Genomic DNA, 7,399 nt, shown 5'->3' with positions numbered 1-7,399 from the left:
TAGCGCCTCCTTGGAGTGCAGCCCCCCAGGCAACAAAGTCACCTGGCATCGGGGGGAAGAGACGAGTGGTCCTGGCGTCCAGCCCGTCGCGCGCAACAGGTCCCACATCATGACCCAGCACCGCGCGGCCATGATCAGGCCGACCTGCGATCCCTTCTGGTTCTGGTCCGCGATGAACTGGAAGTGACCCGGTCCCACGCGGATGCTCGTCCTGTTCCCGCCCATCAGATAGGTCGGCGTGGGCCAGAATGAACATCCGTTCGCGTAGGTGAGACCCGCCGACTTCCGCCGCTGATACGACGCACGCTGCAACCCGGAAGCCCAGGCCTTGAAGGTCTCGGGCGACATCATGGAAGCCCAGGGACAGATGGCCGGGGACGTTCTCGAAGAAGCAGAACTCGGGTCGGACTTCGTCGATGATACGTGCAACATCGGGCCAGAGGTGCCGGGGGTCGTCGTGTCCGCGCCGGTTGCCAGACAGGGTGAACGGCTGGCACGGATATCCGGCAGTGACGATATGAACGCGGCCACGCCACGGGCGGCCGTCGAAGGATTTGAGATCGTCCCAGACAGGAGCCGGAGCCAGGGACGCGTCCGCCATCCGTGCCACGAGAGTGGACGCGGCGAAACTGTTTCGCTCGACATAACACACAGTGCGATATCCGGGTTCTGCGAGGTGAAGGCCGAGATCCAGTCCGCCGACACCGGCGCAAAGGCTGATGCCGCGAAAGTCGTCATGTCGTTCGGGGGTACGAAGAGCCACACGAGGGGTCCTTTCCATCGCGATCGGGTCGCTTGGGTGAGGGGCTCGTCTGGGGCCTCAGGTGATTGAAGGCGCGGCATCGGGGGCATTTGATGCTGATCTTGCAGCCGAAGTCTGCGCCGTCGGTTTTGAATAGCAATCGGGCACAGCCCGAGCAACGGATTTCATGGGTAGCCATGGGATATAGAATCGCCTCACAGTGGCCGTCCCTCATGAGGGAGGGGGCGGCTGTAAGTCACTTGCGGTCGGCGGGAAGGCGTTCAAACTTTCCCCGTGTCGAAGGGTGTTAGCGCACCCTTTGGCCCCCCGTTAAAGGGGGTGTTCAACGGCCCTTACGGGGCCGTCTGATCTGCCCCGCGTTCGGCGGAGAAGGATGTCGTGAGCGCGCCGGTCAGATCGTGCGTGACCTTGCGGATCAGCCAGTCACCGTTCAGCTCGGCCCGCAGGCCAGTCGTGCGGATCGTCCCGCCTGCAAAGAGATCGCCGTTGAAGCGGTGTAGGGTGCCGCCCAGCGTCAGCCGCGCGCGGTCGGCCATGGCGAGCTCGGCCGCACACGCGCGCTGCGCGTCGGCGGCGGTGGCATAGACGTGACGCAGCCGGTGGATGGGCTCGCCGCTGCCGACGGTGACCTTGACGATCTGACCACCCGCGATGTCGCCCCATTCGGCCGTCACGCTGGCGTAGGCCTTGCGCGCGCCGCGATCCCAGGACCAGTCGGACAGATCCGTGCGGTTAATGGCCACGGGCGGAATCGCAGCACCTGTCGCGTCCCGCCCCGTGCCGCGCGGCATGACGACCAGGCGACCGGCCGCAGGCTTGGCGGTGGCGTCCAGCGTCCGTGCGATGCGCGTCAGAAAGTTCAGATCGCTCTCGGCCGTCTGGGCGAGGAACGGGTAGCGGATGCCAGCTAGTGCCGCGGCGACGACCGGCTCCAGCCCGACCCGGCCCGCGATGGTCTCGACGATCTGGCCCAGCGTCTGGTCGGTCCAGCCGCGCGATCGCGGCGCGCGCAGCGGGCCTGTCATGTCAGCGGCGGTCGCGTCGATCGTCAGGGTCTGCGGCATGCCGGTGCCGCGCACCCGGTCCACGGCAAAGCGGCCGACCGGGACCAGCGGCTGGCCCACGTGGCCCAGTGCGACGTCCAGGATAACGCCGGTCTCGGGGGCCGCGATCCGCCCGTCGCGGTCATCGACCTTCAGGCGCAGCGTGTCGGCCGACAGCCCGTCCTCGTCCGTGACCGAGAGCGAGATCATCCGATCGGCGATGGTCGCGGTGACGTCCGTGTTGGCGGCGATGATGCGGAAGGCGGGCGTCACGTGCGGCCCCAGAGGCGGATTGTCGTGCGGGTCGGCGCGGGTGCGGCGTCCGGCAACATGATCAGCAGGCCGTCGGGCAGGACCGCACCGGCGGCGGCCAGACCGGGGTTCGCGTCGAGGATCGCGGTGCAGAGCCGGGCATCGCCCAGCTCGCGGTGGGCGATCAGATCGACGACGTCGCCCTGGCGGGTCAGATAGGGTGTCATGCCCGGTCGCCTCCGTAGCTTTGCAGATCGACGGCAAAGTCGATCTTGCGCGGGGCCCCGTCGGCCATGAACACGGATTTGGTTTCCTCGACCGATGTGATGACCCAGCGGTCCCAGATGAACCCGAGGCCATCGACCAGGATCAGAGGCTGCCCCAGCCCGGCCTGCAGTCGCATCAGCTCGACCTGACGCAACCCGCCCTTGAAGTGGGGATAGATGACACCGGACAGGGTGACGCTTTCCGTGCCACGGCCTGCGAACTGTGCGGCAGGCTGGCGACCGACCCGGTCGACCTGTTCCCAACGGTATTCGGCGGTGCGGCGGAACGTCTGATAATCCGCGCCTGCCACGCCGAACCGGAACACCCCCAGCGCCATCATCACGAGGCTATTCATAAAAGCCCCCGTCGTGCAGGGCGCGGCTGGTATCCATCAGATCCGCCAGCTCGCGCTTGATCGCCCGCGCGACCGCCTGGGCGTCCATGCCGGGGGCCGCGTTGATGACGATGTCGCCAAAGGTGACGGTGCGCGACGTTGCGGCTCCGGCCCGCCGTGCGTCGCGGGCGGTGATGATGCTGCCCGACTGGCCGGGGGCAAAGAATTCCTGTCCACGCTCGTTGACCTCGTAGATGCCACCGGCCCGGACAGGACCGCCGAGGGCGCGTCCGCCGAGAACTCTCATCTGATCAGCCTGCGTGAAGTGCGGAGAGAAGGGGTAGTCTCGCGCACCTCTGTCAAAGGTGTTGACGTCCGGGCTGACCAACTCAGCGCTGTCGCCATCACCTTTGATCAGTGCGATGCCGTCGATCATCCACTGGGGCACGATCGCGGCCAATGACGCCTTGATCGTCTCGACCAGCCCGGTCAGCACCGACCAGATGCCCGCGCCAAGGCTTTGGATCATCTCGACACCCATATCGAACCACGGGTGATCCGTGATCGAGGCAATGCTGGCGGCCACATCATCAAAGGACCAGCCGGTCAGGTATTCCAGGAACCCGCTGGCCGCGTCAAAGATCAGCGTGAACCCGTTGAAGTCCTTGATCACTTGGAACACGCCGTCGATCAGCCCGTCCTGAAACGCGGCCTTCACCCGGTCCACCTTGTCGGTGAAATAAGCGACGATCCCGTCCCAGTTCTGGTAGATCGCATCGACGGCATAGGCGATCAGCGCCAGCGTCAGGATCAACGGGTGCCGCATCGCCAGACGGCCCAGCCAGATCAGCGCACGGCCCACGATCCCCGTCGCAGCCCACAGACGGCCGAGTGCCGCAACAGGGTTGGTCGCCAGCAGGATCAGACCCCGACCCAAGGCACTGGCGGCCCGACCGGCGACACCAAGGGCGATCTGCATCCAGCCGAACAGGCGGACACCCACGCTGACCAGACGCAACACCGGCAACAGCGCGAGTTTGACCGCAAAGGACGCGACGGACAGGCCAAACAGCCCCGCCGCCAGCCAGCCAAGCTGCTGGATCAGTTCCGGGTTCGCCTCGGCCCATTCAACCGTGCGGCCGATGACGGGCATGATAGTTTCCAGCATGTCGTTCAGCATCGGCAAGAGCTGCGCGCCGACGACAACGCTGAGCGTTTTGAAATACTCGATGGTGTGGGCGCGCTGCGCCTTTGTCGTCTCGACCTGGCGGGCGTATTCCATCTCCATCAGTCCCAGTAGCGCGGCACTGTCTGCGGTCGCGGCAAGTGCGGCGCGCAGGGTGTCGGTCTGGGCGATCAGCGGAATGATCGCGGCCTTGCCTTCTTCGCCGAAGAGGTCACCGACCAGCGATGACCGGCGGTAGGGCTCCATCTCGTTTAGTGCATCCAGCACCGACAGGATCGCGCCGCTGGCGTCCTCTTGCATCGCCCGCGCCAGATCCTCGGCGTCGATGCCCAGCTCCTGGAACACCGCCTTTTGCCGGGCCGTCGCGCTGCGGCCCACGGTCATCGCGTTGATGAAGTTCTTCATGCCCGTGGCCGCGATCTCGGGGCTGCTGCCAGCCGCCAGCAGCGTGGCACTCAGCGCCGCGATCTCGCTGGTGGCCAGACCGGAAACATCGGACAAGACCGCCTGCCGGTTCAGCACGGCGAGGATGTCGGCCTCGTTCGTGGCCATGGTATTGCCCAGCAGGTTGACCATGTCGCCAAGCTGCATGGCCTCGTCCTGGGTCAGGTTCAGGTTCGCGCGCCACCGGGCCAGCGTCTCGCCCGCGGTCTCGGCCGACACGCCAAGGGCCACGCCCATCACCGTTGCGGCCTCGGCAAATTCCAGAAGCTGCGCGCGCTTTTCCGCGTCGGGCAGGTTGGCATCGACAACGCCCATGCGCCCGGCCGCCGCGACAATATCCATGATGCCCTGCGACGTGGCGTAGAGCCCGCCCGAGGTCACCAGCGCCGCGATATCGCGTTGCAGATCGACGAACCCGTTCTCGCCGTCAAAAACCACGACCTTGGCGATCTCGGCCATGCGAGCCTCGGCCTCGATCGCCGGTTCGGTCATCGCCCAGAACCCGGCGGCCATGCTGGCAAGCCCGGCGGCCTGACCCACGATGCGCGCCTGCTGTCGGTCGGCCATCTCGCCGATGGCGTCGGCGCGTTCGAGGTTGCGCAGGCCCGCCTGGCCGATCTGGTTGCTGACCCGCTCGACCTGTTGCAACGCTTGCTTGGCCGGTCCCGTCGCGCGGTCCACCAGGCGCAGGATCAGGGCGATATTCATGTCAGTCATCGTCACCCTCCTGTCGTGGTGCGCGGTCGCGGGCCTTGGCCCACCAGTAGGCCAGATCGTCCAGTGTCATGGGGCCGGTGACATCGGGGCCCCAGCCGAACACCACGGCGATGTCCGCCATGGTGTCGCCGGTGTCGTCGTGCGGGATCAGGCTTCGGCTGCCCGCAGCGCCTCTTCCTTGAGGGCCGGAGAGGCCAAAAAACCGACCACCTCCATGCCCAGTGTCAACAGGTCCGCCGGGGCCAGCGCCTCGACCTCTTCGGGCAGCAATGCGGGCACGGTTACGCGCGGCAGCACCTTGAGCAGTTCGGACGTGTCCATCTGCAAAAGCTGCGTCAGCTTGCAGCCGCGCAGCTCGCCCGCGGTGGGTTGGCGGATCTCGACGGATTTGATGTCGCCGCCCTCGCGCTTGATCGGTGTGGTCAGTTTGGCCATGGTTCAATCCCCCCTTAAAGGCCCATTGCAGCGCGGATGCCTGCAAGCTAGTCGACGCCGTCGATGACGCGGACACCGTTCTCGACATCGACCTTCACGAGCGGCTGCCCGTTCTTTTCGATGCTGAAGAAATCGACATCCATCATCGCCTTCATCTTGGACTCGGTGCCTGCCTTGAGGTCGTCCCAGTTGACGTCGGTGATGCGGCCGCCCATCGCAAAGATGAACGTGTCCGCCGCGAAGTCGTCCTCGCCCACGGCGGCGGGACGCAGGACGATGCGGTTCTTGGACCCGAACAGCCGGATCGGCGCGTCCGACCATTCGTCGAATGTCAGCTCGGTCGTCATGGCCTCCATGCCCATGTCGACGGCCGTCTCGGCATCCATGCCGGCACCGCGATGTGCGGCGGTCTTGATCTTGAGGGCGGGCAGCTTGCCGGTGCTGACCAGACCCATGTAGCTGACGCCATCGAGGAAGGCGTTGTAGTTGCGGATTGTGCGCGGGAAAGACATCAGGTGCCTCCTTTAGCTTGCGGCTTGAAAGTCGGTGATCAGCTCTTCGTAGTAGTCACCGTTGCGACGGGCGCGGAACGTCAGGCGTTCCAGCGGGGCGGGCGGCTCGATGTCGAAATCGAGGTAGAGCTGCCCTGCGGCCAGCGTGGCCTTGGTGTTCAGCTCGGGGTCCAGCCAGACCGTGCCGCCCAGCAGCGCGCCCTGGGCTGTCAGCCGGTCGAGGTAGGCCTGCACGCTGTCGCGAATGTCGATCAGCAGTTGTGCGGACAGCGGACGGTCCATCGCCCAACGGTGCGCCCGTTCGATGCTGTCGTAGATCAGATCGGCGGTGCGCCGCACGCTGATGAAGGCCCAGAGCGGATCGTCTGACGTGCTGCGGTTGCCCCAGACGCGAAAGCCGTCCTCGCGGATGATGACGGCGACCTTGGCCTCGTTCAGGCGGTTCGCCTCGGTGTCGGGGTCCGAGATCGCAAAGCCGATGGGACGGGCCAGCCCGGTGATGCCGCCGACCAGCCGGTTGGAGGTCGACCACCAAAACCCGCGTTCGTTGTCGGTGCGGCTGATCACGCCCGCGACGTAGGCTGACCCCGGACGTGTCACGGTCTGCGCTGCTACGGTGTCAAAGACGCGGACATAGGCATCGACCAGGAACAGGCGGTCCGACCCGAATTGACCGGCGTAGGTAATCGCATCGGCCTCGACTGTGTTGGGACCGTCAGCCACAACAACGGCCCGCAGTTTGGCCGCGACCGTGATCAGCGCGTTGGTCAGCGGGTTGGCGGCACCGGGATCGGTGGGGCGCGTTAGACCGGGCGCGATCAGGATGCGCGGGATCTGACCCGTGACGGCTCCTGCACCGATCAGGGCATAGGCGCCGGATTGCTGGGCTGCGTTGCCCACGGCATTGGCGAGGGTCGCTGCATCGTCCGCCCCCTCTGCCACCCGCACGACGATCGCGACGGCAACGCCCTGGGCATAGACCGCGTCATAGGCATCGCGCAGGGTGCCCGTCTGTCCGAGGGCTGCCGAGGCGCGGGGCCCGGTGATCAGGACGGGCGTGTTCAACGGGAACGCATCGTCGGTCGCCTCCGGTGCGGTGCCGACGATCCCGATGATCGAAGATTTGACGGTCGAGATGGGACGCAGGCCGTCGTCGATCTGGACGACCTCGACCCCGTGTAGAAACTGTTCAGGCATGGTGGTTCTCCTTTGGATGTGAGGGGGCGGCGGTCATGACCAGCGCCACAAAATAACGGCGAGCAGCATGGCGAGGCGTTTGAATGGACCGACGCCGTCTGCGCGCAGGGCTTCGTGAAACACGGCACCCGCCGTGACGCGGTCCCAGCCACGGGCGAGCAGTTCGTCGTGCAAGGCAGCGGCCTTGAGATAGCGGGAGTCGTGCGGGTCGATCAGCCACCGCAGACCGCGCGGGACCGACACGTCAAA

11 protein-coding genes are annotated in these 7,399 nt (G+C 66.1%); all 11 read right to left on the bottom strand.

Annotated elements, in window-relative coordinates:
- Positions 1-781 (bottom strand): DNA cytosine methyltransferase (locus tag AN189_RS19005; protein ID WP_083484514.1); only part of this gene is annotated, 781 nt, incomplete at its 3' end.
- Complete coding sequence (locus tag AN189_RS19770; RefSeq protein WP_143056824.1) at positions 735-941, bottom strand: Com family DNA-binding transcriptional regulator; 207 nt, start codon at positions 939-941, stop codon at positions 735-737. The genes AN189_RS19005 and AN189_RS19770, both read right to left, overlap by 47 nt.
- A 154-nt stretch (positions 942-1,095) precedes the next feature.
- Positions 1,096-2,079: a phage late control D family protein gene (locus tag AN189_RS18510; RefSeq protein ID WP_056039636.1), complete on the bottom strand. Its 984-nt coding sequence runs from the start codon at positions 2,077-2,079 to the stop codon at positions 1,096-1,098.
- The gene (locus AN189_RS18505) at positions 2,076-2,285 is read right to left on the bottom strand and encodes a tail protein X (protein WP_056039633.1); all 210 of its coding nucleotides are present in this window, start codon (positions 2,283-2,285) and stop codon (positions 2,076-2,078) included. Before AN189_RS18505 ends, AN189_RS18510 begins: the two co-directional genes overlap by 4 nt.
- Positions 2,282-2,680 (bottom strand): phage tail protein, encoded by a 399-nt coding sequence (locus AN189_RS18500; RefSeq protein WP_056039630.1) that lies wholly within the window; start codon positions 2,678-2,680, stop codon positions 2,282-2,284. The genes AN189_RS18505 and AN189_RS18500 overlap by 4 nt, the downstream gene beginning before the upstream one ends.
- A complete protein-coding gene (locus tag AN189_RS18495; protein ID WP_083484510.1) occupies positions 2,673-5,006 on the bottom strand; it encodes a phage tail tape measure protein in 2,334 nt (777 codons plus the stop codon). The genes AN189_RS18500 and AN189_RS18495 overlap by 8 nt, the downstream gene beginning before the upstream one ends.
- Positions 4,999-5,127: a GpE family phage tail protein gene (locus AN189_RS18995; RefSeq protein ID WP_083484509.1), complete on the bottom strand. Its 129-nt coding sequence runs from the start codon at positions 5,125-5,127 to the stop codon at positions 4,999-5,001. Before AN189_RS18995 ends, AN189_RS18495 begins: the two co-directional genes overlap by 8 nt.
- Positions 5,128-5,153: 26 nt before the next feature.
- Positions 5,154-5,441 (bottom strand): phage tail assembly protein, encoded by a 288-nt coding sequence (locus AN189_RS18490; RefSeq protein ID WP_056039619.1) that lies wholly within the window; start codon positions 5,439-5,441, stop codon positions 5,154-5,156.
- Between the two features lie 47 nt (positions 5,442-5,488).
- A complete protein-coding gene (locus tag AN189_RS18485) occupies positions 5,489-5,953 on the bottom strand; it encodes a phage major tail tube protein (protein WP_056039616.1) in 465 nt (154 codons plus the stop codon).
- A 12-nt stretch (positions 5,954-5,965) separates the two neighbouring features.
- Positions 5,966-7,150 carry a phage tail sheath C-terminal domain-containing protein gene (locus AN189_RS18480; protein WP_056039613.1) on the bottom strand — a complete coding sequence of 395 codons (1,185 nt, stop codon included), beginning with the start codon at positions 7,148-7,150 and terminating at the stop codon, positions 5,966-5,968.
- A 33-nt stretch (positions 7,151-7,183) separates the two neighbouring features.
- Positions 7,184-7,399: DUF1353 domain-containing protein (locus AN189_RS18475; RefSeq protein ID WP_157057584.1), on the bottom strand; the 216-nt coding region annotated here is incomplete at its 5' end.

This window comes from Loktanella sp. 3ANDIMAR09 (assembly GCF_001420005.1).
Taxonomy (GTDB): Bacteria; Pseudomonadota; Alphaproteobacteria; order Rhodobacterales; family Rhodobacteraceae; genus Loktanella.
The sequence above is the reverse complement of the archived record's forward strand: the minus strand, read 5'-3'. Positions and strand labels throughout refer to the sequence as shown.

What these genes read in the sequence shown, in the direction of transcription:
- AN189_RS19770 (WP_143056824.1), bottom strand. Translation starts at nt 941, where the DNA reads ATGGCTACCCATGAAATCCGTTGCTCGGGCTGTGCCCGATTGCTATTC.
- AN189_RS18505 (WP_056039633.1), bottom strand. Translation starts at nt 2,285, where the DNA reads ATGACACCCTATCTGACCCGCCAGGGCGACGTCGTCGATCTGATCGCC.
- AN189_RS18500 (WP_056039630.1), bottom strand. Translation starts at nt 2,680, where the DNA reads ATGAATAGCCTCGTGATGATGGCGCTGGGGGTGTTCCGGTTCGGCGTG.
- AN189_RS18495 (WP_083484510.1), bottom strand. Translation starts at nt 5,006, where the DNA reads ATGACTGACATGAATATCGCCCTGATCCTGCGCCTGGTGGACCGCGCG.
- AN189_RS18995 (WP_083484509.1), bottom strand. Translation starts at nt 5,127, where the DNA reads ATGGCGGACATCGCCGTGGTGTTCGGCTGGGGCCCCGATGTCACCGGC.
- AN189_RS18490 (WP_056039619.1), bottom strand. Translation starts at nt 5,441, where the DNA reads ATGGCCAAACTGACCACACCGATCAAGCGCGAGGGCGGCGACATCAAA.
- AN189_RS18485 (WP_056039616.1), bottom strand. Translation starts at nt 5,953, where the DNA reads ATGTCTTTCCCGCGCACAATCCGCAACTACAACGCCTTCCTCGATGGC.
- AN189_RS18480 (WP_056039613.1), bottom strand. Translation starts at nt 7,150, where the DNA reads ATGCCTGAACAGTTTCTACACGGGGTCGAGGTCGTCCAGATCGACGAC.